We start from the raw sequence: 23,913 nt of genomic DNA, 5'->3' as shown, positions 1-23,913 counted from the left end.
TCGGCAAGAGTTAGATCGACGATCGGTCGGCATACGGGGAGGATTGCCATGTCACAACCGCAGAATGACGCGGCCGGAACTGGACTCGCGCTGCCGTCCCGTCGCGCGATGCTCGTCGGTGCTGGCGCGGCCCTGGCCTCGACCACGGCGGCTCTCGGCCAGCCGGAGCCGCCCAGCACCGTGACCAACCCGCCCCGCGACTTTCGTCCCAGTGCAGCCCCGACCACCTATTTCAACGATCCCGACGTCATCACGGTCGATCCGGCCTTCGGCCCCTACGTGGTCCCAAACAGCGCCATCCGCCGCCTCTGGACCGGCGCACTCTGGGCGGAGGGGCCGGCCTGGAACAGCCTCGGCCGCTTCCTGATCTGGAGCGACATCCCGAACGACCGCCAGATGCGTTGGCTCGAGGAGGACGGGCATGTGGGCGTCTTCCGCAGCCGCAGCAACAACTCGAACGGCAACACCTTCGATCGCCAGGGCCGCCAGATCTCCTGCGAGCACGTCACCCGGCGGGTGGTACGCTATGAGCTCGACGGCTCGGCCACGATCCTGGCCGACCGCTTCGACGGCAAGCCGTTCAATTCACCCAACGACGTCGAGCAGCACGCCGACGGATCGTACTGGTTCACGGATCCGCCCTATGGCGGTCTCCTGTACGAGGGGATGCCGGACGAGGCGGGCGGCCCCTCGAACCCGCAGGGCCGGATCAATCCGCGGCTCGGCCAGCCGGCCGGGATCGCCGTGGGCAAACGCGCACTCCCCAACGCACTCTACCGCATCGACCCGACCGGCCGGATCGACCAGGTCCTGACGGACGCGCAGGTGCCGAATCCGAACGGACTTTGCTTCTCGCCAGACCGCAAGACACTCTACCTGTCCTCCACCGGGAAGGGCCCCGGCGATACCGGAGCCGGCGGCAAGGGCGAGATCTACGCCTTCGATGTCGGGGACGGCCCCAAGCTGTCGAACCAGCGGCTGTTCTCCGATTGCGTCGTGGACGGCGTGAAGTGCGGACCGGACGGCATGCGGGCCGATGTCGACGGCAACCTCTGGGTCGCGAGCAACGCGGGCCGGGCGGTCGGCTACAACGGCGTCACCGTGTGGTCGCCGCAGGGCCAACTGATCGGCCGCATCCGCCTGCCGGAGGCCTGCGGCAACCTCACCTTCGGCGGCCCGAAGCGGAATCGCCTGTTCATGACGGCGAGCCAGTCGCTGTATGCGGTCTATGTGAACACGCAGGGGGCCGGGCCGGCCTGAATGCGTGGAAGGGCCAACACAACGCAGACGCGGAATTGATTGAAGCCGGATTTCCCATTCGCCACCTGATCCTGAAGCCCGCGCTCCGGCAGGCGTCGGGACGCGGACGAGGAGTCAACAGCCCTCGGCCCAATGGGTCCTGGCGCTCGCCCGAACGACGAAGGCGACGGACGGCGGCGAAAGGCGGAAAAGCAACCGTGGTTGCCAGGCCCCCAAGGCGCTATCTGTAACGGGCATGAGTGAGGAACCCGCCCCCGACCCGACCTTGAGCCGCCTCGGCGCCGCCTTGGGCGACCTGCCTAAGCGTGGGCTACCGCCGGTCGAGACATGGAACCCGCCCTATTGCGGCCCCATCGATATCCGCATCGCCGCGGACGGCACCTGGCATCACAACGGCTCGCCGATCCGCCGGGAGAAGATGGTGAAGCTGTTCGCCTCCATCCTGCGGCGCGAGCCGGATGGGCGGACGGTGCTGGTCACCCCCGTGGAGAGCGTCGGCATCACCGTCGACGACGCCGCCTTCGTAGCCGTCGAGATGGCGGTGGACGGTATCGGGCAGGACCGGCGGATCTCGTTCCGGACCAATGTCGACGATCTCGTGAGCGTCGACTCCGAGCATGCCCTGCGCTTCGAGCAGGACCCGGATGGGGCTCTGAAGCCCTATCTTCATGTCCGGCGCGGACTTTCGGCCCTGGTGACCCGCGCGCTCACCTACGATCTGGTGGACCTCGCCGAGGAGCGCGTGATCGACGGGCAGCCGTGGCTCGGCCTCTGGGCCGGCGGCACCTTCCACAGGATCGCCCCGGCCGAGGCCGCGTGAGCGACCCGCTCGCCGAATTCCTCGCCCGCGCCGCGTCCCACCTATCCCCGGACCCACCGGGCCCGGACGATCCGACCTCGAATCCCCGGGGAGACCATAGTCTCGACCCGGACGGGAGCGCGGTGATCCCGCCGCCGCCGCACCGGCGGGCCGCAGTGCTGGTGCCGGTGGTGTTCCGGAGGGACGGCCTGAGGCTGGTCCTGACCCAGCGGGCGGCCAACCTGCGTGACCATTCTGGGCAGGTCGCGCTGCCCGGCGGCAAGATCGACCCGGCCGATCCCGGACCCGCGGACGCCGCCCTGCGGGAGGCCCACGAGGAGATCGGGCTCGCGCCCGAATCAGTCCGCCTGCTCGGCTATCTCGACCCCTACCTGTCGGGCACCGGGTTCCTCGTCACGCCGGTGATCGGCGTGGTTCCGTCCGACGCCGCCTTCACGCCGAACCCCACCGAGGTCGCGGACGTGTTCGAGGTGCCGTTGCCGGTGCTGATGAACCGGGAGCGGTACGTTCTGCAGGCGCGGGTCTGGCAGGGACGCACCCGCCGGTACTATGCCCTGACCTTCGAGGACCGGCTGATCTGGGGCGTCACCGCCGGGATCCTGAACAACCTCCGGGAGCGCCTCTACCCGGAAACCGGCCCCCACCCTGCGGGATAAGGCTACCGACCATCATGCTGCGCCGCCTCATCGAAGAGTTCGGCCTCTTCCTCATCCCGTTCGTGCTGTTCATGGTCTATCTGGTGCTCGTGGGCCGCAATCCGCTGCGCCGGGTGCACTGGGACCCGCACCTCGTCCGCCTGGTGCTCGCCGGCCTCGCCATCGTCATCGGGACGCTGGTCTACGAGGGCCTGTTCTCGGAGCGTAGGGCCGGCGGCTACGTGCCGACCCATATGGAGAACGGCCGCCTCGTGCCGGGCGGCTTCAAGTGAGCCAGGCCGCCCTCGACCACGGTGCGCTCGCGGCCCTGCTGGGCCAGCCGGGCGTGCGGCGGGCACTCGCGGCCCTCGATGTGCCGCACGCCGAGACGCGTTTGGTCGGCGGTTGCGTGCGCGACGCGCTGCTGGGCAGCCCGTCCGCCGACATCGACCTCGCGACCACGCTGCTGCCAGACGCCGTGATGGACGCCGCCCGGAAGGCGCAAGGCCTCAAGGCCGTACCCACCGGGATCGAGCACGGCACGATCACCCTGGTCACCGAGGACGGCCCCATCGAGGTGACGACCCTGCGCGAGGATGTCGAGACCGATGGCCGCCATGCGGTGGTGCGGTTCGGCGCCGATTTCGCCCGGGATGCCGAGCGGCGCGACTTCACCGTCAACGCGCTCTCACTGGGAGCCGACGGGCGCCTGCACGATACCGTCGGCGGTCTCGCCGACCTGGAGGCCGGGCGGGTACGCTTCATCGGCGATCCCGGGACCCGGATCCGCGAGGATGCCCTACGGATCCTGCGCTTCTTCCGCTTCCACGCCCGGTTCGGCGCCGGCCCGCCCGATGATGCGGCGCTCGCCGCCTGCGTCGCCGCCCGGGACGCCCTGGACCGGCTGTCCCGCGAGCGCGTCCGGGCCGAGTTGCTGAAGCTGTTGGCTGCCCGCGGCGGCACCCAAATGGTCGCGATCCTGAGCGCCACCGGGCTGCTGCAACGGATTACCGGCGGTGCCGCCGAACTCGGGCGCCTGAATCGGGCGGTTGCCGCAGCGCTCTCGCCGGCGATGCGCCTGGCGGCGCTCTCGGTCAGCGGGCGGCACGATGCGGACCGGCTGCGCGACCGGCTGCGCCTGTCGAAGCAGGAGCACGCATTGCTCAGCGGCTATGCAGACGCGCTGGCGGACCTTCACGGTCGCGCCGACATCGATCCGCTCACGGCTCGGGCGCTCGTGGCCGAGCATGGGCTGCCGCTCCTGCGGGAAACGCTGACGATCTTGGCGGGCGAGCCTCGGCCCGTCCTGACGGATCAGGCGCGGCAAGCGCTGGACGCGATGAGCGAGGCGGGTGGTGCGCCGCACTTCCCGCTCGCGGGGGCGGATCTCGTGGTGGCGGGCCTCTCGGCCGGTCCGGCCATCGGCCGCGGATTGGCCGCGGCCCGGGCGCTCTGGCTGGAGCGCGGCTGCCCGACAGATGCTGCGGCGCGGGCCGAACTGCTGGAACGCGCGCTGGCGAGCGCCCGCGCGCCCTCTCTCAGAGCTTGAGGAGCGCCTTGGTCTCCTGGAGCTGGACGATCTGGCCGTTCAGCTCCTCGCGCTTCTGGAGATCCTCGGTGGCGTCGCGCTGCAACTCGGCCGCCTCGATATCCCGGTCGAGGGAGTCGTGGGTCAGCTCCTCGATCGGCGCGGCGCGCTCGGCGAGCACCGTCACAGCGGTCGGGCCGATATCGGCGAAGCCGCCGCGGACGTAGATTCGCTTGCCGCTGCCCTGGCTCTCGGTGATCACGATGACGCCGACCCGCAGGGAGGTCAGGACCGGGGCGTGGCCCGGCATCACGGTCATCTCGCCCTCGGTGCCGGGCAGCTGAACGGCCGTCACCTCGCCGGAATACAGCGTCCGCTCGGGGCCGACGAAATCGAAGTGGAAGGTGGCCATCTCAGGACGATCCCGGAACCGCAACACGCTCTTCGCCCCATCGTGTGGCGAAGGTGGAGGTGGGGTGGTTCGGACGGCACCGGCGAGCCTCGCCACGGCCATCCCACCCCGGCCCCTCCCCACGAGGGGGAGGGGATGGGGGCCTTACGCGGCCTTCAGCTTCTTGGCCTTCTCCTGGGCCTGCTCGATCGTGCCGACCATGTAGAAGGCGGCCTCCGGCAGGTCGTCGTAGTCGCCGTTCACCAGGCCCTTGAAGCCCTTGATGGTGTCTTCCAGCTGCACCTGCACGCCCGGCGAACCGGTGAACACCTCGGCCACCGAGAAGGGCTGCGAGAAGAAGCGCTCGATCTTGCGGGCGCGGGCGACGGTGAGCTTATCCTCCTCGGACAGCTCGTCCATGCCCAGGATCGCGATGATGTCCTGGAGGGCCTTGTAGCGCTGCAGGGTCTGCTGCACCCGGCGGGCGACGTCGTAGTGCTCCTCGCCGAGGATGGCCGGCGACAGCATGCGCGAGGTCGAGTCGAGCGGATCCACGGCCGGGTAGATGCCCTTCTCGGCGATCGAGCGCGAGAGCACCGTGGTGGCGTCAAGGTGCGCGAACGAGGCGGCGGGCGCCGGGTCGGTCAGATCGTCGGCCGGCACGTAGATCGCCTGAACCGAGGTGATCGAACCCTTGTTGGTGGTGGTGATGCGCTCCTGCAGCGCGCCCATGTCCGTGGCGAGCGTCGGCTGATAGCCCACGGCCGACGGGATGCGGCCCAGAAGCGCCGACACCTCGGAACCGGCCTGCGTGAAGCGGAAGATGTTGTCCACGAAGAACAGCACGTCCTGGCCCTCGTCGCGGAACTGCTCCGCGATGGTCAGGCCGGTGAGCGCGACGCGCGAGCGGGCGCCGGGCGACTCGTTCATCTGGCCGTAGACCAGGGCGCACTTCGAGCCAGCGGCCGAGCCGCCATTCTCCTTCGGGTCCAGGTTCACCTTGGACTCGATCATCTCGTGGTAAAGGTCGTTGCCCTCACGGGTGCGCTCGCCGACGCCGGCAAACACCGAATAACCCGAGTGCACTTTGGCGATGTTGTTGATCAGTTCCATGATCAGCACAGTCTTACCGACGCCGGCGCCGCCGAACAGGCCGATCTTTCCGCCCTTCGCGTAAGGGGCGAGCAGGTCGACGACCTTGATGCCGGTCACGAGGATCTGCGCCTCGGTCGACTGGTCGGCGTAGGACGGGGCCGGCTGGTGGATGGCGCGGTAGGTGTCACACACCACCGGGCCGGCCTCGTCGATCGGCTCGCCGATGACGTTCATGATCCGGCCCAGCGTGTTCATACCCACCGGCACCTTGATCGGCTCGCCGGTATCCGTGCACTCCTGGCCGCGGGTGAGGCCCTCGGACGTGTCCATGGCGACGCAGCGGACGGTGCTCTCGCCGAGCTGCTGGGCGACCTCGAGGACGAGCCGGGCGCCGTTGTTCTTGGTCTCCAGGGCGTTCAGGATCTCCGGCAGGTGGCCGTCGCTGAACTGCACGTCGACCACGGGGCCGATGACCTGGATGATCTTGCCGGTCTTGTTGGAGCCGGCGCCGGGGATTGCGGTGTTCGCCATTGTAAACCTACCCTTCAAGCTGTGCGTTCAGGTCGCGGTGCCTCAGAGAGCTTCCGCGCCCGAGATGATCTCGATGAGTTCTTTGGTGATCATGGCCTGACGCGTGCGGTTGTAGATCAGCGTCTGCTTCTTGATCATCTCGCCGGCGTTGCGGGTGGCCGAGTCCATGGCGCTCATGCGCGCCCCCTGCTCGGACGCGGCGTTCTCCAGGAGTGCCCGATAGACCTGCACGGTGAGGTTCTTCGGCAGAAGCGTCTCCAGGATCGCCTCCTCGGACGGCTCGAATTCCAGCGCGGCATTGCCGATGCCGGCCTTCGCAGTGGTGTCGACCGCCGGCAGCTCAGCCGGGATAAGCCCCTGCGCGGTCGGGATCTGCGAGATCACCGACCGGAATTCGGAGTAGAACAGGGTCGCGACGTCGAACTCGCCGGCCTCGAAGCGTGTCAGGATCTTGTTGGCGATCCCGGCGGCGAACTCGTAATCCACCGGGCGGTTGCCGCGGATATCCATGCTCTCGACGATCTGGTCGCGATACAGGCGCCGCAGCTGGTCGTTGCCCTTCTTGCCGACCGTCATGATCTTGACGGTCTTGCCGGCGGCGGTGAGCTTCACGATGTGTTCCCGGACCGCCAGGCGGACGATCGAGGAGTTGAACGCCCCGCACAGGCCGCGGTCGCCGGTGCAGACGACCAGCAGGTGGGTCTGATCGGCGCCGGTGCCGGAGAGCAGCTTCGGGGCGCCCACGCCGCCGACGAGGTTGCCCGCGAGGTTGCCGAGCACCTGAGCCATCTTCTCCGCGAAGGGACGGCCGGCCTCGGCGGCCAGCTGCGCCCGGCGCAGCTTGGCGGCGGCGACCATCTGCATGGCCTTGGTGATCTTCTGCGTCGCCTTCACCGAGGTGATGCGGTTGCGCAGGTCCTTCAAACTCGCCATCGGGCCGCGTCCAGATCCGTTCCAGGGCCTCTCCTCCCCCATGTGGGGAGGAGCCGAAGGTGGGGGTGGTGCCGGGTCAAGGGCCCGAAAGTGCGGTCAGCACCGGCGTCCAACCCCAGCCCTCCCCACCGCAGGCGGGGAGGTCGCAAGGTTCGTGTCGGATCAGGCGCCGATCGACTTCGCCACGCCCTCGACCACGCTCTTCAGCTTGCCGGCGCTCTCGTCCGACAGGTCCTTCGAGGTGGCGATGGCGCCGAGCAGATCCTGGTGCTTCGTGCGCAGCGTGCTGAGCAGGCTGTCCTCGAAGGCGCGGATCTTGTTCACCGGCAGCTTGTCCAGGTAGCCGTTCACGCCGGCGTAGATCACAGCGACCTGCTCTTCCATCTTCAGCGGCGAGAACTGCGGCTGCTTCAGGAGCTCGGTGAGCCGCGAGCCGCGGTTCAGGAGCTGCTGGGTCGAGGCGTCGAGGTCGGAGCCGAACTGCGCGAAGGCCGCCATCTCGCGGTACTGCGCCAGCTCGCCCTTGATCTTGCCGGCGACCTTCTTCATCGCCTTGGTCTGGGCCGAGGAGCCCACCCGCGACACCGAGAGGCCGACGTTCACCGCCGGGCGGATGCCCTGGTAGAACAGGTCGGTCTCGAGGAAGATCTGGCCGTCGGTGATCGAGATCACGTTGGTCGGGATGTAGGCCGAGACGTCGTTGGCCTGGGTCTCGATGACCGGCAGCGCGGTCAGCGAGCCGTTGCCGGCGGCGTCGCCCATCTTGGCGGCGCGCTCGAGCAGGCGGCTGTGGAGGTAGAACACGTCGCCCGGATACGCCTCGCGGCCCGGCGGACGGCGCAGCAGCAGCGACATCTGCCGGTAGGCCACGGCCTGCTTGGACAGATCGTCATACACGATCACGGCGTGCATGCCGTTGTCGCGGAAATACTCGCCCATGGCGCAGCCGGCGAACGGCGCGATGAACTGCATCGGCGCGGCGTCCGAGGCGGTGGCGGCGATGACGATCGAGTATTCCAGGGCGCCCTGGTCCTCGAGCACCTTCACGAACTGGGCGACCGTCGAGCGCTTCTGCCCGATGGCGACGTAGATGCAGAAGAGCTTGGCCTTCTCGTCACCGCCGGCGGCGTGGCCGGGCTTCTGGTTCAGGATGGTGTCGAGGGCGATGGCGGTCTTGCCGGTCTGGCGATCGCCGATGATCAGCTCGCGCTGGCCGCGGCCCACCGGGATGAGGGCGTCGATCGCCTTCAGGCCCGTGGCCATCGGCTCGTGCACCGACTTGCGCGGGATGATGCCCGGCGCCTTCACGTCGACGCGGCGCCGTTCGGTCGACTCGATCGGGCCCTTGCCGTCGATCGGGTTGCCGAGGCCGTCAACCACGCGGCCGAGCAGGCCCTTGCCGACCGGCACGTCCACGATGGCGCCGGTGCGCTTGACGGTCTGGCCTTCCTTGATCTCACGGTCGGAGCCGAAGATCACGATGCCGACGTTGTCCTGCTCGAGGTTGAGCGCCATGCCGCGCACACCCGACTCGAACTCGACCATTTCACCGGCCTGGACGTTGTCGAGACCGTAGGCACGGGCGATGCCGTCACCGACGGACAGGACCTGCCCAACCTCGGAAACCTCGGCCTCTTCGCCGAAGTTCTTGATCTGGTCCTTCAGGATCGCGGAGATCTCGGCGGCGCGGATGTCCATACTCGGCCTCTGTCGCTAAATCGTCAGTGCATGTTCGGATCGGATGAGGGCGCGCTTACCGCGCGGCCCGCATCGCGAGGCGGATACCGTTGAGCTTGGTCTTCAGGGACGCGTCGATCATGCGCGAGCCCATCCGGACGACGAGGCCGCCGATCAGGCTCGGATCGATGACCAGATCGACGTCCACATCGGACTTGGCGATGTCGCGAAGGGACGCCTTGATTTCCTCGATCAGCGCGTCGGACGGCCGTTCGGCCACCCGCACCTCGGCGCGCACGACGCCCTTCGAGTCCTGGACCAGCGACCGGAAGGCGCGGATCATGCCCGGCAGGGCGAAGAGGCGCCGGTTCGAGGCCGCAAGCCGGATGAAGTTGCCGGCCAGTCCGCCGATCCCGGCGCGATCGAGGACGGCCCCGATGGCGGCGACCTGCTCGCTGGGGGTGAAGGCCGGGCTGCGGACGAGGCGGCGCAGGTCCGCGCTCTCCTTCAGCAGGGCATCGAATTGATTGAGTGCTTCGGCGACTGCGTCGACCTGGCGCTCGTCACGCGCGAGCTCGAAGAGGGCGGAAGCGTACCGGCCCGCCACGCCTGCGACCAGGGGACCAGCCTCGGAACCGTTCTGCGCCACCCGTCGCTCTCTTCTCTGTTGCCCGCCCGATCCGCGCGCTCCGGCCGGGAGCACGGTGCGGATACCGTTCGGGACGTGGGATCGCGCCAGCGGAGGGAAGGGTCGAGAACCAGCCCTTGTGGCGCGGCGACCGCCTAGCATGCCAGCATGGCCGCACGCAACACGGACCGGCGCGGCTCTGCGCGCCACGGCGGCGGAAGTGTGACGCAGCCGGCCTCAGCAGGCGAGGCGATCGCACCGCCGGGTGCTGGCGATCATCTTCGCCATGGCGTTGGCGCCGGGGTGACCGAGGATGCCGCTGTTGCCCAGGACGTACGAGGGCGTCGCGTAGAGGCCGAGATCGGCCGCCATCCGCATCTGGCTCTTGAGCGCCAGCCGGACCTCCTCGCTGTCGGCGATTTCCTCGATGTCCGCCTGCGCGATGCCGAGCGCGGCCGCGGCCGTGAGGGCGCCGGGCCCGTCGATGCGGCCGGGCTTGCTCAGCAGCGTCCGGTAGAATCCCCAGGCGGCCGCAGCGCCGAGCTTGCGCTGAACCGCCAGCATCACCTTGGCGGCCTGTGCGGATTGCGGCGACAGGATCGGGTTGTTGACGAGGCCGATGCGCAGGTCCGGATCCGATTCGTGCAGCGCCATCACATCGGCCGCGGCCTTGCGGCAGTACGGGCAGTTGAAGTCGAAGAACTCGTACAGCGTGGTCTGCGCCTCGCGCGGTCCCGCATAGGTGACCCCGCGCAGGCCCGGGATCTGCCCGGTGATCTCACCAGGCAGGATCGAGTTCGCGACCGGCCGGCCATCATCGCCCGTCACCGCGACGCGCTGGCCGTAGGATTGCGCGGCCGCACGCCCGAGCCCGGCGCCCAGGGACGCGCCGGCCGCGGCGGCGATGAGGTGACGACGGGACAGCGCCATGGAATCCGTCCGGGACAGAGGGGATCGTTCGGCCGGAGTGGGGCCGGAACAGGAACTTGCGCCGACAGATGATGCCGGTTGGTGAACGCCACCCTACCGGATCCCGGCCGGGCGGTCGCCGACCGCCCAGGCCAGGGCCTGCTCCAGCCGGTCGTTGCCCCAGAACAGCTCGCCGTCGTCGGCCAGGAAGGTCGGGGCGCCGTAGATGCCGCGAGACCGCGCCTCCTCGACGCTGACCCGGAGCCGGGTCTTGTTGGCCTCGCCGGCGGCAGCGCGCACCGTCTGTGTGCCGTCGAGACCGAGCGAATCAAGGATCTCGACCACGGCGGACGGCTCGGCGATGGAGCGTCCTTCGGCGAAGCTCGCGGTGAAGACCGCCTTCGAGAACGGCACAAGCCAATCCTGGTCGTGCCCGTAGACCGCCGCCCGCACCGCGCTAAGGCTGTTCTGCGGAAACTGGGCCGGCCGGGTGAGCGGCGGCAAGCCGAGTCGGGCGGCCTCGCGCTCCACGTCCCGCCACATGTTCTTGCCCTTGGCCGGGTAGAGGTTGAACGGCGAGGTCGTCCAGCCCTGCGCCGCGAAGAGCGGCCCGACCAGGAACGGTCGCCAGCGCACGGTCACGCCCGCATCGGCGGCGGCCGCCTCGATCCGCATCGCCGCCAGATAGGAATACGAGGAGGCGAATTCGTACCAGAACTCCAAGGTTGGCTGGCGCGCCATAGATTTCGCTTCTCCGATGCTCTCGTGCGGCGGGGATCAGGCAATGCCCGCGCCGCGCCGTGCCTCACACGGCCGCAAGGCCGTCATGAGGCGAAACGCTGTCGATCGTCCGGAACAGGCTACGCGCGAGGCGGCACGCCGGTTGCAGGCCGATGATGCCCGCGATAAGCCGCCGACACCCTGCACCAGTTCCGGAACCAGCATGTCCGATCCCGCGAAGAGCCCCGTGAAGAAGGTGGTGCTGGCCTATTCCGGCGGCCTCGACACGTCCATCATCCTGAAGTGGCTGCAGACCACCTACGGCTGCGAAGTCATCACCTTCACGGCCGATCTCGGCCAGGGAGAGGAACTGGAGCCGGCCCGCCGCAAGGCGGAGCTGCTCGGCATCAAACCCGAGAACATCTTCATCGAGGACCTGCGCGAGGAGTTCGTGCGGGATTACGTGTTCCCGATGTTCCGGGCCAACGCGGTCTACGAAGGCGTGTATCTGCTCGGCACCTCGATCGCGCGGCCGCTGATCGCCAAGAAGCAGATCGAGATCGCCGAGCGGCTCGGAGCCGACGCGGTCTGCCACGGTGCCACCGGCAAGGGCAACGACCAGGTCCGGTTCGAACTCGGCTACTACGCGCTGAAGCCCGATGTCACCGTGATCGCCCCCTGGCGCGAATGGGACCTGCGCTCCCGCGAGCAACTGATCGCCTTCGCCGAGCAGCACCAGATCCCGATCGCCAAGGACAAGCGCGGCGAGAGCCCGTTCTCGGTGGACGCCAACCTGCTGCACGCCTCCTCCGAGGGCAAGGTGCTGGAGGATCCGGCCGTCGAGGTGCCCGACTACGTCTTCTCCCGGACGATCTCCCCGGAGCAGGCGCCGGACACCCCCACCATCGTCACCATCGGGTTCGAGAAGGGCGACGCAGTTTCGATCGACGGCGAAGCCCTGTCGCCCGCGAGCCTGCTGGCCAAGCTCAACCAGCTCGGCCACGACAACGGCATCGGCCGGCTCGACCTCGTGGAGAACCGCTTCGTCGGCATGAAGAGCCGCGGCATGTACGAGACGCCGGGCGGCACGATCCTGCTGCCGGCCCACCGGGCGATCGAATCGATCACGTTGGACCGCGGCGCGGCCCACCTCAAGGACCAGCTGATGCCGCAATACGCGGAGCTGATCTACAACGGCTTCTGGTTCTCGCCCGAGCGCGAGATGATCCAGGCGCTGATCGACAAGAGCCAGGAGAAGGTCACTGGGACGGTGCGGCTGAAGCTCTACAAGGGCGGCGTCCACGTGATCGGCCGCGAGAGCCCGCACTCGCTCTACGACCAGGACCTCGTGACCTTCGAGGAGGGCGCCGTCGCCTACGATCACCGCGACGCGGCGGGCTTCATCAAGCTCAACGCCCTGCGGCTGCGCACCCTGGCGCAGCGCAAGAAGCGGGACGCCTGAGCGTCCCCCGGGGGCCCGCGCTCAGGCGGGTTCCCAGACCGAGGCTGCGTTCCGGCGGAACAGGCCGGGCCCGAGATCGGCGTAGCGCAGGAAGATCTGGAAGGCCGGCTGCATCTCGCGGTGGAGCCGGGCCAGGCTGTGCTCGTCGGTGGCGCCGCCGATATGCCGCCCCATGGCCAGCGTGTACGGCCCGGTCCCGCCATAGGGCCGGTCCAGGTCGATGCGCGGCACGCCGTGCCCTGCGTCCCAGACGTGGTTGAGCTGCGGGATCAGCGCGAGATGCGCGTCCGTCACCGCGAACGTGATGTGCTCCGGCGTCTCGCCGGTGGCGGCATCCCGGAACACGTCGGTGATCGCCGCGCAATCCAGCTTGGCGAGCGGGTTGTGGTACTGGTAGCGACCGGGCTTAAGCTTGGCGTTCTGCGAGAACACGGCGATCCCGTCCTCCAGCGCCCGGTGCTCCTCCTCGGCGCCGTCGTCGTCCCCCGTGACGTTGGCGATGTCGCCGTCCCGGTCGTGGCTGCCGTAGGGCGCCTCCGGGTGGATCATCGGCGCCCCGGGCTCGGCGCCGTTCCAGGCGACCACCATCCGGCGGATCAAGGCGATGCGCTCGAGGGTGAGGTCGTAGACGGCGTCGTTCATGGTCAGTCGATCCCGGATGTCGTGGTTCTGGCGCCCCTCTTACAGAGCCGATTCGGAGGCTGCTACCGTCCGGAACGGCCTTGTGCCTCCACGTGATTGGTCATACGTATATCCCAGCTGGATATCCCATATTTCGATTGAGATATCTCCAGGAGGTTGCGCATGGCCAGTTCCACGGTGTTTTCCAGCAATCGTAGCCAAGCGGTGCGGCTGCCCAAGGCGGTCGCTTTCCCCGCCGACGTGCATCAGGTCGACGTCTTGAAGATCGGCCGCAGCCGTGTGATCGTTCCACAGGGGCAGAGATGGGACGATTTTTTTTTGAATGAGCCGTGCGCGAGCGAAGATTTCATGAACGAACGCGTGCAGCCAGCAGCAGAGACGCGCGAGTTGTTCTGATGTTGACGTACATGCTTGATACAAACATCTGCATCTACGTCATAAAGAGGCATCCGGCCGCAATCCGTGAAAAATTCAATGCGCTCGCGGAGCAGCTTTGCATTTCTAGCATTACGTTGGGCGAATTGCATTATGGGGCGGAAAAATCGGTGCGCCGCGCCGAGAATCTAACGAATATCACTCGCTTCGTAGCGCGGCTGGAAGTGCTGCTCTTCACCGATAAGGCAGCGGCCCATTATGGGCAGGTTCGCGCCGAACTTGAGCGGGCCGGAACACCGTGCGGTATCCACGACATGCAGATCGGCGCTCACGCTCGCAGTGAGGGACTGATCGTTGTGACCAACAACATGCGGGAGTTCAGCCGCATGCCCGGGGTAAGGTCGGAAAATTGGCTGACGGCGCCGATTGGACCGGCCGCCTAACCCCGCCATGCGCCTCCTCGACCGATACCAGCCGACCTACCAGTTCAGCGAGACGCATGCCTGCCTGGTGGCTGCCGAACCCGCCGCGATCCTCGACAGCGTCGTCGCCTATCGGCCGGACTCGGACCGGTTCTTTCGGCTCATGATCGGCCTACGGGAGCTGCCGATGCGCCTCTTCGGCGAGCCGGAGGCTCAGCGGGCGCCGTTCGGATTCCACGACTTCACGCTGCTCGCCCGGAGCGAGAGCGAGATCGTCTACGGCTTGATCGGCCGGTTCTGGCGCCCGGATTTCGGCCTGGAGCCCATCGCCGACGGTGCGGCGTTCCTCGCGTTCGATGCAGCCCACGTCGCCAAGCTCGCCTTGGCCTTCACGGCGCGGTGCGATCCCGAAGGCCGGACCCGGCTCGTCACCGAGACGCGGGTGTCCTGCGCGAGCCGCGCGGCGCGGCTGAAATTCACGCCCTACTGGCTCCTGATCCGCCCGGTCAGCGGTCTCGTGCGCCGCCGTACCCTCGCGTCGATCAAGAGCGCCAGCGAGCAGCCAGCGAGCACCGGATCGTAAAAAAATTATCGCCGCAGGCAGCCCGTAAGCCCTTCGATCTGGCCCATCATGGCTTGGATCTGCGCGGCGCGCCGGCGCACGCCGGGGGAGGGGCGGCCGGCGCTGCGGGTGATCGGGTTCGGCAGCACGGCGGCCAGGAGGGCCGCTTCGCCCCGGCTCAGCCGGCTCGCGTCCTTGCCGAACCAGTGGCGGCTCGCCGCCTGGGCGCCGTAGATGCCGTCGCCCCATTCGGCGATGTTGAGATAGATCTCCATCATCCGCCGTTTGCCCCAGAGGGCGTCCAGCGCCAGCGCGAGTGGGATCTCGAACGCCTTGCGGATGTAGGACCGGCCCGGCCACAGGAAGACGTTCTTCACCGTCTGCATGGCGATGGTCGAGGCGCCCCGGCTCGGCGAATCCTCGTCCTCCACGACCTCGCGGATCGCGCCGAAATCGACACCGTAATCGAGGCAGAAACGCTGGTCCTCCGAGGCGATCACCGCCTGCGGCAGCGCCGGCGCGATCGCAGCGAGCGATACCGCGTCCCGGCTGACGGGCTGTAGCGTCAACCAGCGTCCGAGCATCAGAGTCGACGGCGGCGTCACCGCGCTATAGACGAGCGCCAGCGTGAGCGTGGAGATGAATCCGACGGCGGGGAGCAGCAGGAGCGCTCCCACGATCCGGCGCACACGGCGGGACCGCCTTGGGCGAGCGCGTTCCGCCGCGATCCGCCTGGGTCCGGGTCGGTTGATCTTGATTTCATCTCCGCGCAAAGCGACGCCCGATTGATTTCGCCAGGCCAAGACCGGACGCAGCGCCCGATGACCTCGATACCCTCAACGCAGGCTCAGACCGGTTCGGTCAAGACGGCCACTCCCGCCGCCGGGTTTTCCCACAGGCTGACGCAGGTCGCCGAGACGGTCGAGACCTTCCTGGTCGAGCGCCTCGGCCCCGAGGTCGGCTCCGGCGAGATCGCCCGGCCGCCGCGCCTGATGGAGGCGATGCGCCACGCGGTGCTGGGCGGCGGCAAGCGCCTGCGCCCGTTCCTCGCCATCGAGACCGCCCGGATGCTCGGCGGTTCGGAGGCCGCGGCCCTCGCGGCCGGCGCCGGGGTCGAGCTGGTGCATTGCTACAGCCTCGTGCACGACGACCTTCCGGCCATGGACGACGACGACATGCGCCGCGGCAAGCCGACGGTGCACAAGGCCTACGACGAGGCGACCGCCATCCTGGTGGGCGACGCGCTGCAGACGCTCGCCTTCGAGATCGTCGCCGACCCGACCTGGCAGCCGGATGCGCGGATCCGCGCCGACCTCGTGCTCGGGCTCGCCCGCGCCTCCGGCCTCGGCGGGATGGTCGGCGGCCAGCTCCTCGACCTCACCGCCGAAGGGCGCTTCGGCGCCGCCAACATGGACGTGGACGACACCCTGCGGATGCAGGCGATGAAGACCGGCGCGATCCTGGCCTTCTCGGTGGAAGCCGGCGCGATCGTCGGTGGAGCCGACGAAGCACAACGGTCGGCGCTCCTGCGCTACGGTCTGGCTCTGGGCCAGGCCTTCCAGATCGCCGACGACATCCTCGACCGGGAAGCCTCACCCGAGGCGATGGGCAAGGCGACCGGCAAGGACAAGGATGCCGGCAAGGCGACCCTGGTGGATCGGCTGGGCCTCGACGGCGCCCGGGCGGAGTGCGACCGCCTGGTCGGCGTCTGCGAGGATGCCGTGGCGCTCTGGGGCGAGGGCGCCCGGACCCTGCGGGACGCCGCCCGCTTCACGGTCGCGCGCAAGACCTGAGCGGATCGGCGCAGGACATAGGCCCAGGGCAGGGCCGGATTTGCGTCAATTGAGCGGATCGGTTTGACCGGCCCGCAAGGGTGCAGCCCCAAGTGTCGGGCATGCCCGCCTATCCGTCCTTATCCCGCATCCTGGCCGCCGGTTCGGGGCTCGGCGGGCTCGGTTACATGATGACCCAGCCGGATCCGTCCGTGGAGGACGTCATGACCGGCCTGTCGTGCCTGGTGCTGTGTGTCGGCTTCTCGGCGATGCCGGCACCGAAGACGCCGAAGCATCGGGCACCTGTCCCGCCACCGCCGGCGCCCGAGGCTCGGCCGATTCCGCTTCTACCGGGTCCGCAGCCGCATCGGCTGCTCATGACGAAGATCGTGCAGCCCGCCTCCGAGCTCCCAGAGTTGGGGAGCCAGCGGCAGCGCAGAGACGACCGGCAGCCCAAACCGATCTCGTAGATCGGCGGCGACGGACCGGCCGTCTACTGGCGTCAGGCCCGGTTCTTCTTGTTGTAGACGTCGAGGCAGACCGCTGCGAGCAGCACGATACCCTTGATGACCTGCTGGTAGTCGATGCCGATCCCGAGGATCGACATGCCGTTGTTCATCACGCCGATAATGAACGCCCCGATGACGACCCCCGAGACCTTGCCGATGCCGCCGGCCGCCGACGCGCCGCCGATGAAGCAGGCCGCGATCACGTCGAGTTCGAACCCGACGCCGGCCTTCGGAGTCGCGGTGTTGAGGCGCGCGGCGAAGATCATGCCGGCGAGCCCGGCCAGCGCGCCCATGTTGGCGAAGGTCAGGAAGGTGAGCCGCTCGGTCTTGATGCCCGACAGGCGCGCGGCCTTGATGTTCCCGCCCAACGCATAGATTCGCCGCCCGATCGTCGTGCGGGTGGTGACGAAGCGGTAGATCATCACCAGCACGAACATGACGAGCAACACGTTCGGCAGGCCGCGATACGAACTCATCTGGTACGCGAAGGCCAGGATCACCGCGGTGACGATGCCGTTGCGGGCGATGAACGAGGCGAGGCTGTCGGGCTGGCTGCCGTGGCGGACCTGCACGGCGCGGCGCTGCCAGTTCATGCCGAGCAGGAGGAGCGCGAGCACGAGCCCCATCAGCATGGCGGTCCAGGGCCCGGCGAAGTTGACCAGGAAACCCTTGGCGAGGAGCTGGAACACCTCCGGGAACGGCCCGATCGAGGCGCCCTGCAACAGTGCGAGCGTCAGACCGCGGAACACCAGCATGCCGGCGAGGGTGACGATGAAGCTCGGGATCCCGAAATACGCCACGAACGCGCCCTGGAGGCCGCCGATGGCGGCGCCGACCGCGAGGCACACGATGGTCGCGGTGAAGGGGTCGATGCCGTAATGGACCATGAGCAGGGCCGCCAGGGCGCCGACGAAGCCGACGATCGAGCCGATCGACAGGTCGATATGGCCGGCCACGATGACCAGCAGCATGCCCAGCGCCATCACGACGACGTAGCTGTTCTGCAGGATCAGGTTGGTCAGGTTGAGCGGCTGGAACAGCACGCCGTTCGTCGTGTACTCGAAGAACAGCGTGATCAGCAGCAGGGCGATCACCAGCCCGTAATCCCGGAACTGCGAGGTTCCCAGGAAGCCGCGCTTGGCGCGCGCGTCGGGAGCGGGCTTGGCGTCCGGGACGGAATCGGGACCGGGGGGCATCGTCTTGGCCGCAGAGGTCTCGGTCATCCGTTCAGTTCCTTCGAGCGCATGATCGCGCGCATGATCGCCTCCTGGCTCGCCTCCGAGCGCTGGAACTCGCCCACGAAGCGCCCCTCGTTCATCACGTAGATGCGGTCGCACATGCCGAGCAGTTCCGGCATCTCCGACGAGATCATCAGGACGCCCCGGCCGCCCTCGGCCAACTCGTTGATGATCGCGTAGATTTCGTACTTGGCGCCAACGTCGATGCCCCGTGTCGGCTCGTCCAGGATCAGCACCTTGGGGTGCGTGAACAGCCACTTGCTCAGCACGACCTTCTGCTGGTTGCCGCCGGACAGGTTCACGGTCTGCTGCGCGACCCCGAAGGAGCGGATCCGCATCTTGGTGCGGTAATCGGTGGCGACGCCGCGTTCCCTGTCCTCGTCGATCACCGAGGCCGTGGACACGCCCGGCAGGTTCGCCAGCGTCGTGTTCTTGGTGATGGTCTCGTCGAGCACGAGGCCGAGCTGCTTGCGGTCCTCGGTGACGTAGGCGATGCCCGCCGCGATCGCCTTGCCGATGGTCGAGACGTCGACGTCCCGGCCCTCGATCCGGACGCGGCCCGAGATGCCCTGGCCGTAGGCGCGGCCGAACAGGCTCATGGCGAGTTCGGTGCGGCCCGAGCCCATCAGCCCGGCGATCCCGACGATCTCGCCCTTGCGGACGGTGAGGTTGACGTTGCGCACCACGGCCCGGTCGGCGTGGACGGCGTGGTGCACCGTCCAGTCGCGCACCTCCAGCATCACGTCGCCGAGCCGCGGCTCGCGGGCCGGATACCGGTTCGCCATCTCGCGGCCGACCATGCCCCGGATGATCCGGTCCTCGTCGACGGTGCCGTCGCGACAATCCAGCGTCTCGACCGTGGTACCGTCGCGCAGAACGGTGATCCGGTCGGCGACCTTGGAGATCTCGTTGAGCTTGTGGGAGATCAGGATCGACGCGATGCCCTGCTCCCGGAAGCTGACGAGCAGGCGCAGGAGCGCGTCGCTGTCCTTCTCGCTCAGGCTCGCGGTCGGCTCGTCGAGGATGAGCAGCTTGACCTTCTTCGAGAGCGCCTTGGCGATCTCCACCAGCTGCTGCTTGCCGACCCCGAGATGGGTGACCAGCGTATCGGGGTTCTCCTCCAGCCCCACCGTCCTCAGGAGCTCGACCGCCCGGGTGAACATCCGGTCCCGGTCGATGATTCCGAACCGGGCCGGCTCGTTGCCGAGGAAGATGTTCTCGGCGATCGACAGGAACGGAACCAGCGCGAGTTCCTGATGGATGATGACGATCCCGACGCGCTCGCTGTCCGAGATGTCCCGAAACGCGCTGAGGCGGCCCTCGTAATGGATCTCGCCCTCGTAGGTTCCGTGCGGGTAGACGCCGCTCAGGACCTTCATGAGCGTCGACTTGCCGGCACCGTTCTCCCCGACCAGGGCATGAATTTCGGCGGGCCGGATCGTCAGGTTGACGTCGGAGAGCGCCTTGACGCCGGGAAATGTCTTCGTAATCCCTCGCATTTCGAGGACGGGCTGCATGCGACCAATTCCGGCTCGTCGTTCAGATATCGGCAGCCGATGCCGGGGTGCCGGCATCGGCCAGGATCGATCGGGACCGGAACGGGGCCCCGTCGCGGTTACTTCAGCTGGTCGAGCGTGTAGTAGCCCGTGTCCACCAGGGCCGGCTTCCAGTTGTCCTTGGTGACGACGACCGGTTTCAGCAGGAAGGACGGGACGATCTTCTTGCCGTTGTTGTAGGTCTTGGTGTCGTTCACCTCCGGCTGCCGGCCGTTCTCGATGTCGTCGATCATCGCCACCGTCACCTTGGCCAGGTCGCGCGTATCCTTGAACACGGTCGAGTATTGCTCGCCGGCGATGATGGACTTGACCGATTGCAGCTCGGCATCCTGGCCGCTGACCACCGGCATCTTCAGGCTGCCGGAGCCGTAGCCGACGCCCTTGAGCGACGAGATGATGCCGATCGAGATGCCGTCGTAGGGCGACAGGACCGCGTCGAGCTTGGCGCTGCCGTAATAGGCCGAGAGCAGGTTATCCATGCGCGCCTGCGCGGTGGCCGGGTCCCAGCGCAGGGTCGAGACCTTGTCCATTCCAGCCTGGCCGGAGCGCACGACCAGCTTCTTCGCGTCGAGATACGGCTTCAGCACCGACAGGGCGCCGTCGTAGAAGAAGTAGGCGTTGTTGTCGTCCGGCGAGCCGCCGAACAGCTCGATGTTGAACGGCCCCTTGCCGTCCTTGAGCCCGAGCGCGTCGACGATCGAGTTGGCCTGCTGCACGCCCACCTGGAAGTTGTCGAAGGTGGCGTAGAAGTCGACGTTCGGGGTTCCCTTGATCAAGCGGTCGTAGGCGATGACCTTGACGCCGGCCTCCTTGGCCTTCGACAGCACATCGCTGAGCGTCGTCCCGTCGATGGATGCGACCACCAGGACCTTCGCCCCCTTGGTGAGCATGTTCTCGATCTGGGCGAGCTGATTCGGGATGTCGTCGTCGGCGTATTGCAGGTCCGGCTTGTAGCCCTTGGCGGACAGCTGCTTCACGATGTTGTTGCCGTCGTCGATCCAGCGCTGGGACGACTTGGTCGGCATGGCGACGCCGATCAGGTCGCCGCTGGCGGCGAGCGCCTCCGGCACGGCGACGCCGGCCAGCAGCGTGGCGGCGAGCGCAAGCCTCAAGAATGACTGCTTGGTGATCATCAAGTCCCCCCGGTCGTATCGTCGTCCCGCGCGCCGAATCGGCACCCGTCGCAGTGTGCGAATGCTTTTCTTGATTGGTGGACGTCATCGACAGACCGGCGCGATACGGCCGGTTCTACGCAAGAACGTCCTTGGCGACCCGATCCCGGAGCTGCGGGACGATCGTTAGTCTTCCACGCCGGTACTGCCGGCTCGATCGTCCGGCGATAGAGCTGACGATTGCAGCGCACGGCTTACGAGGGCCCTCGCCCCGTGCGCGGCCGAGTTCGCACCCCGGCCGTTTTTGTTGAGCGATTTGTATGAGTTATAAATCCGGGCGTCAATCGCCGCCGCGCCGAGCACACGGAAAAAGCGTGGATGCTGTCGGAGGCGGTTGTGCCGTGCGGGTCGGGCCGGGCCGTCGGGCGCCGGCCCGGGACTTCAGCCGCGGCCGACGAACGGCATCTTGGTCGCCATCACGGTCATGAACTGGACGTTCGCCTCCAGGGGGAGGTTCGCCATCATCAGCACCGCGTCGCCGACATGGTCAGGGTCCATCACCGCCTCAGGCCGCGTGGAGCCGTCGGCCTGCGCGACGCCGGCCTTCATCTTGCCGCCCATCGGGGTGTCGGCGTTGCCGATATCGATCTGGCCGCAGGCGATGTCGTGGGCGCGCCCGTCCAGCGAGGTCGCCTTGGTCAGGCCGGTGACGGCGTGCTTCGTCGCCGTGTAAGCGATCGAGTTCGGCCGCGGGGCATGGGCCGAGATCGAGCCGTTGTTGATGATCCGGCCGCCCCGGGGATCCTGGTCGCGCATGATCCGGAAAGCGTGCTGGGTGCACAGGAACAACGCCGTGAGGTTGGTGTCGATCACCTGGCGCCAGGTCTCGAGCGGCAGATCCTCCAGCGGCACCGCCGGCGCACCGATCCCGGCATTGTTGAACAGCAGGTCGAGACGGCCGAACCGGTCCTTGGTCTGCGCGAACAGGTTGGCGATCGAATCCGGGTCGGTCACATCGGTGGGCACCACGAGGGCGCGGCCGGGCTCGATCTGCGCCGCGACTTCGTCGAGCGGCGCCTGCCGCCGCCCGGAGAGCACGACGGTCCACCCGGATCCGGCGAGCGCCAGGGCCGAAGCCTTGCCGACCCCCGTCCCCGCTCCGGTCACGATCGCGATCCGACCAGCCACCGACATCGCCGCCTCCCTGTTCCATGACGTTGCCCTGGCTGTACCGGACCGCCGCGGCGGCGCGAAGGGCGATCCGTTTCAGTTGCATGGGGACCGTAGCGACCGGCAACACGCTATGGTGGATCGTGGCGGGACGCGGGATTGGGAGCGGCGGGATGCGGGCTTATCGGGAAGCGGGTGCGAACGCAGCCGCGACGGAGCAGGGATGAGCGCACCCGAGATCCCGTTCCTGGCCGGCCTCGACGCGGCGGCGGTCTCGGCCGTCCGGGCCCGCATGGTCTCGATGGCGGTGCCGGCCGGCCGGACCCTGTTCGGGCAGGGCGATGCCGGCGACGCACTCTATACCCTGGTTTCCGGCGCGGTCGGCGTCTCGACCCGCGACCGCCACGGGATCTTCACCCGGATCGCCCGGCTGCGCCCGCCCGAGACCTTCGGCGAGATGGCGCTCCTGTCCGAGGCGCCGCGTGCGGCCACCGTGATGGCGCTGCGAGATTCGCAGTTCCTGTGCCTGACCCGCGCCGCCTTCGAGACCGTGATCACGGAGCATCCGCACACGCTCCTCTACTTCGCCCGCATGCTCGCCGAGCGCCTGCGCACGCTCTACGAGGGCCATTCGGTGCATCACGCGCCGCGCACCTTCGTGGTGCTGGCGGTGACGGACGGCCCGGATCCGGAACCGCTCGCCCACGACTTCGCCGCCGCCCTCGATGCGATCCTGCCGGGGGAGACCGCTTGCCTGAGCCGGTTGCCGGATGGGGCCGACGAGGCATGGGTCCACGCCTTCGAGGCCCGGCATGCGCGGACGGTCTTCGTCGCACGGGACATCGGCGACGCGTGGTCGCGGCTGAGCCAGCGCCTCGGCGACCATGTTCTGTTGCTCGCCCAGCCCGGCGCGCCGCCGCGCCCTGGCGTGACCGCCTATCTGGAACGGGTGCGGTCGGACTGGATCCGCATGGACCTGGTGGTGCGCCAGGATCCCGAGGCATCGCGCCCGAAGGCCTTGCACCCGGACGTCGCCGGCCTGCCGGTCGCGATGCGGGTGCAGGTCCGCCCCGGCCGGAACCACGATATCCGGCGGCTGGCGCGGCTGGCCAGCGGGGTCGGGCGGGGACTGGTGCTCGGCGGCGGCGGCGCGCGCGCCTTCGCCCATCTCGGCGTGCTCCGGGCCTTGGAGGAAGCCGGCTGCCTGCCGGACTTCGTGGGCGGGACCAGCATGGGGGCGATCATCGCCGCCAGCCTCGCCATGGGGTGGAGCCTCGCCGAGATCGAGGCGCAGACCGAGGCCTCGTTCGCCGGCCGCAGTCTGATCAACGATTACACGCTGCCCATCCACGCCCTGACCCGGGGCGCCAAGGTCGATGCGGGTCTCGCCGAGCGCTACGGCGGCGCGCGGATCGAGGACCTGTGGCTGCCGTTCTTCTGCGTGTCGTCGAACCTGACGACCGGGCGGGCGATGATCCACCGCGCCGGCGACCTGCCCAAGGCGCTGCGGGCGAGCATCGCGATCCCGGGGCTGCTGCCCCCGGTGCTGTGCGACGCGGGCGTGCTGGTCGACGGGGGCATGATGAACAACGTGCCCGCGGACGTCGCCGCCGAACTGGAGCGCGGCCCGGTCCTGGCCGTCGATGTCGGCAGCGACCGCGCGTTCCAGGACATGCCCATCCGGGGCTGGCGCGGCCGGCTCCTGCGCCGGCTGATCGGCTCGCCGGCGGCGATGCCGAGCCTGGCGCCGCTCCTGCTGCGGGCGGCCACCGTATCGAGCGACGCGCAGACCATGATGGCGGCGGCCCATGCCACGGCCCTGCTCAGGCCGCCGCTCGCCGGCATCGACCTGCGCGCATGGTCGAGCTTCCGGGAATCCGCCGAACTCGGTTACCGGGACACCCGCGCGAACATCGAGGCCGGACACCTGGCGCAGTGGCTCGATCCGATGCGCTGATTGTTCGCC

The 23,913-nt window shown here is 68.4% G+C and carries 25 protein-coding genes; 12 read left to right on the top strand and 13 right to left on the bottom strand.

The features are described from left to right. Positions 1–48: 48 nt before the first annotated feature. The 5 genes from MFF40_RS10330 (at position 49) to MFF40_RS10310 (ending at position 4,264) form a co-directional block, all read left to right on the top strand. Positions 49–1,260: an SMP-30/gluconolactonase/LRE family protein gene (locus MFF40_RS10330; protein WP_147897504.1), complete on the top strand. Its 1,212-nt coding sequence runs from the start codon at positions 49–51 to the stop codon at positions 1,258–1,260. Between the two features lie 235 nt (positions 1,261–1,495). Beyond that, the gene (locus MFF40_RS10325) at positions 1,496–2,080 is read left to right on the top strand and encodes a DUF1285 domain-containing protein (protein WP_147897503.1); all 585 of its coding nucleotides are present in this window, start codon (positions 1,496–1,498) and stop codon (positions 2,078–2,080) included. Beyond that, complete coding sequence (locus MFF40_RS10320) at positions 2,077–2,736, top strand: CoA pyrophosphatase (protein ID WP_147897502.1); 660 nt, start codon at positions 2,077–2,079, stop codon at positions 2,734–2,736. Before MFF40_RS10325 ends, MFF40_RS10320 begins: the two co-directional genes overlap by 4 nt. Positions 2,737–2,750: 14 nt before the next feature. Further along, entirely contained in the window at positions 2,751–3,008 is a 258-nt protein-coding gene (locus MFF40_RS10315; protein WP_238260304.1) for a DUF6111 family protein, read from the top strand. After that, positions 3,005–4,264, top strand: coding sequence for a CCA tRNA nucleotidyltransferase (locus MFF40_RS10310; protein ID WP_147897500.1), 1,260 nt, complete (start codon positions 3,005–3,007; stop codon positions 4,262–4,264). Before MFF40_RS10315 ends, MFF40_RS10310 begins: the two co-directional genes overlap by 4 nt. Here the strand turns inward: MFF40_RS10310 and MFF40_RS10305 are convergent. The 7 genes from MFF40_RS10305 to MFF40_RS10275 form a co-directional block, all read right to left on the bottom strand. Continuing rightward, positions 4,254–4,655, bottom strand: coding sequence for a F0F1 ATP synthase subunit epsilon (locus MFF40_RS10305; protein WP_147854039.1), 402 nt, complete (start codon positions 4,653–4,655; stop codon positions 4,254–4,256). The two genes, MFF40_RS10310 and MFF40_RS10305, sit on opposite strands and share 11 nt — an antisense overlap. Positions 4,656–4,799: 144 nt before the next feature. Further along, positions 4,800–6,260 (bottom strand): F0F1 ATP synthase subunit beta, encoded by a 1,461-nt coding sequence (gene atpD / locus MFF40_RS10300; RefSeq protein WP_147897499.1) that lies wholly within the window; start codon positions 6,258–6,260, stop codon positions 4,800–4,802. Positions 6,261–6,302: 42 nt separating this feature from the next. Next, a complete protein-coding gene (locus tag MFF40_RS10295) occupies positions 6,303–7,193 on the bottom strand; it encodes a F0F1 ATP synthase subunit gamma (RefSeq protein ID WP_147897498.1) in 891 nt (296 codons plus the stop codon). A 162-nt stretch (positions 7,194–7,355) separates the two neighbouring features. Continuing rightward, positions 7,356–8,891 (bottom strand): F0F1 ATP synthase subunit alpha, encoded by a 1,536-nt coding sequence (gene atpA, locus MFF40_RS10290; RefSeq protein ID WP_147854042.1) that lies wholly within the window; start codon positions 8,889–8,891, stop codon positions 7,356–7,358. Between the two features lie 55 nt (positions 8,892–8,946). Further along, positions 8,947–9,519 carry a F0F1 ATP synthase subunit delta gene (locus tag MFF40_RS10285; RefSeq protein WP_147854043.1) on the bottom strand — a complete coding sequence of 191 codons (573 nt, stop codon included), beginning with the start codon at positions 9,517–9,519 and terminating at the stop codon, positions 8,947–8,949. A 216-nt stretch (positions 9,520–9,735) separates the two neighbouring features. After that, positions 9,736–10,428 (bottom strand): DsbA family protein, encoded by a 693-nt coding sequence (locus MFF40_RS10280; RefSeq protein ID WP_147854044.1) that lies wholly within the window; start codon positions 10,426–10,428, stop codon positions 9,736–9,738. A 93-nt stretch (positions 10,429–10,521) separates the two neighbouring features. Then, positions 10,522–11,148, bottom strand: a complete 627-nt coding sequence (locus MFF40_RS10275; protein ID WP_147897496.1) for a 2-hydroxychromene-2-carboxylate isomerase — start codon at positions 11,146–11,148, stop codon at positions 10,522–10,524. 202 nt (positions 11,149–11,350) lie between these two features. Here MFF40_RS10275 and MFF40_RS10270 point away from each other — a divergent pair, with 202 nt between their 5' ends. Then, positions 11,351–12,589 carry an argininosuccinate synthase gene (locus MFF40_RS10270; protein ID WP_147897495.1) on the top strand — a complete coding sequence of 413 codons (1,239 nt, stop codon included), beginning with the start codon at positions 11,351–11,353 and terminating at the stop codon, positions 12,587–12,589. 21 nt (positions 12,590–12,610) lie between these two features. Here MFF40_RS10270 and MFF40_RS10265 read toward each other — a convergent pair whose 3' ends face one another. Further along, positions 12,611–13,231: a hypothetical protein gene (locus MFF40_RS10265; protein ID WP_147897494.1), complete on the bottom strand. Its 621-nt coding sequence runs from the start codon at positions 13,229–13,231 to the stop codon at positions 12,611–12,613. A 162-nt stretch (positions 13,232–13,393) separates the two neighbouring features. On the opposite strand from MFF40_RS10265, the gene vapB reads away from it, so the two are divergent. From vapB to MFF40_RS10250, 3 genes are read left to right on the top strand one after another with little or no spacing between them, the layout of a single operon-like run. Beyond that, entirely contained in the window at positions 13,394–13,627 is a 234-nt protein-coding gene (vapB, locus tag MFF40_RS10260; protein WP_147854048.1) for a type II toxin-antitoxin system VapB family antitoxin, read from the top strand. Next, positions 13,627–14,049 carry a type II toxin-antitoxin system tRNA(fMet)-specific endonuclease VapC gene (gene vapC, locus MFF40_RS10255; protein WP_147897493.1) on the top strand — a complete coding sequence of 141 codons (423 nt, stop codon included), beginning with the start codon at positions 13,627–13,629 and terminating at the stop codon, positions 14,047–14,049. The genes vapB and vapC overlap by 1 nt, the downstream gene beginning before the upstream one ends. A 7-nt stretch (positions 14,050–14,056) precedes the next feature. Then, positions 14,057–14,611 (top strand): hypothetical protein, encoded by a 555-nt coding sequence (locus MFF40_RS10250; RefSeq protein WP_147897492.1) that lies wholly within the window; start codon positions 14,057–14,059, stop codon positions 14,609–14,611. 5 nt (positions 14,612–14,616) lie between these two features. Here MFF40_RS10250 and mtgA read toward each other — a convergent pair whose 3' ends face one another. Then, positions 14,617–15,279, bottom strand: a complete 663-nt coding sequence (gene mtgA, locus MFF40_RS10245; RefSeq protein WP_147897491.1) for a monofunctional biosynthetic peptidoglycan transglycosylase — start codon at positions 15,277–15,279, stop codon at positions 14,617–14,619. A gap of 132 nt (positions 15,280–15,411) precedes the next feature. Here mtgA and MFF40_RS10240 point away from each other — a divergent pair, with 132 nt between their 5' ends. Further along, positions 15,412–16,383, top strand: a complete 972-nt coding sequence (locus MFF40_RS10240; protein ID WP_238260303.1) for a polyprenyl synthetase family protein — start codon at positions 15,412–15,414, stop codon at positions 16,381–16,383. 101 nt (positions 16,384–16,484) lie between these two features. Further along, positions 16,485–16,832: a hypothetical protein gene (locus MFF40_RS10235; RefSeq protein WP_147897490.1), complete on the top strand. Its 348-nt coding sequence runs from the start codon at positions 16,485–16,487 to the stop codon at positions 16,830–16,832. 32 nt (positions 16,833–16,864) lie between these two features. Here the strand turns inward: MFF40_RS10235 and mmsB are convergent, their stop codons facing one another. The 4 genes from mmsB to MFF40_RS10215 form a co-directional block, all read right to left on the bottom strand. Next, a complete protein-coding gene (mmsB, locus tag MFF40_RS10230) occupies positions 16,865–18,067 on the bottom strand; it encodes a multiple monosaccharide ABC transporter permease (RefSeq protein ID WP_378994306.1) in 1,203 nt (400 codons plus the stop codon). Positions 18,068–18,090: 23 nt separating this feature from the next. Continuing rightward, positions 18,091–19,626: a multiple monosaccharide ABC transporter ATP-binding protein gene (gene mmsA / locus MFF40_RS10225; protein WP_147897488.1), complete on the bottom strand. Its 1,536-nt coding sequence runs from the start codon at positions 19,624–19,626 to the stop codon at positions 18,091–18,093. A gap of 98 nt (positions 19,627–19,724) precedes the next feature. Beyond that, positions 19,725–20,798, bottom strand: coding sequence for a multiple monosaccharide ABC transporter substrate-binding protein (chvE, locus tag MFF40_RS10220; RefSeq protein WP_238260301.1), 1,074 nt, complete (start codon positions 20,796–20,798; stop codon positions 19,725–19,727). Positions 20,799–21,218: 420 nt separating this feature from the next. Beyond that, positions 21,219–21,971, bottom strand: a complete 753-nt coding sequence (locus MFF40_RS10215) for an SDR family oxidoreductase (RefSeq protein ID WP_147897486.1) — start codon at positions 21,969–21,971, stop codon at positions 21,219–21,221. A 199-nt stretch (positions 21,972–22,170) separates the two neighbouring features. On the opposite strand from MFF40_RS10215, the gene MFF40_RS10210 reads away from it, so the two are divergent. After that, on the top strand, positions 22,171–23,904 hold the full coding sequence (locus tag MFF40_RS10210; RefSeq protein WP_147897485.1) for a patatin-like phospholipase family protein: 1,734 nt from the start codon (positions 22,171–22,173) through the stop codon (positions 23,902–23,904). Positions 23,905–23,913 lie beyond the last annotated feature (9 nt).

The sequence above is a fragment of the Methylobacterium mesophilicum genome (genome assembly GCF_022179445.1).
Lineage (GTDB): Bacteria > Pseudomonadota > Alphaproteobacteria > Rhizobiales > Beijerinckiaceae > Methylobacterium > Methylobacterium mesophilicum.
Note: the sequence above shows the minus strand (reverse complement) of the source record. Positions and strands in the feature narration are given on the sequence as shown.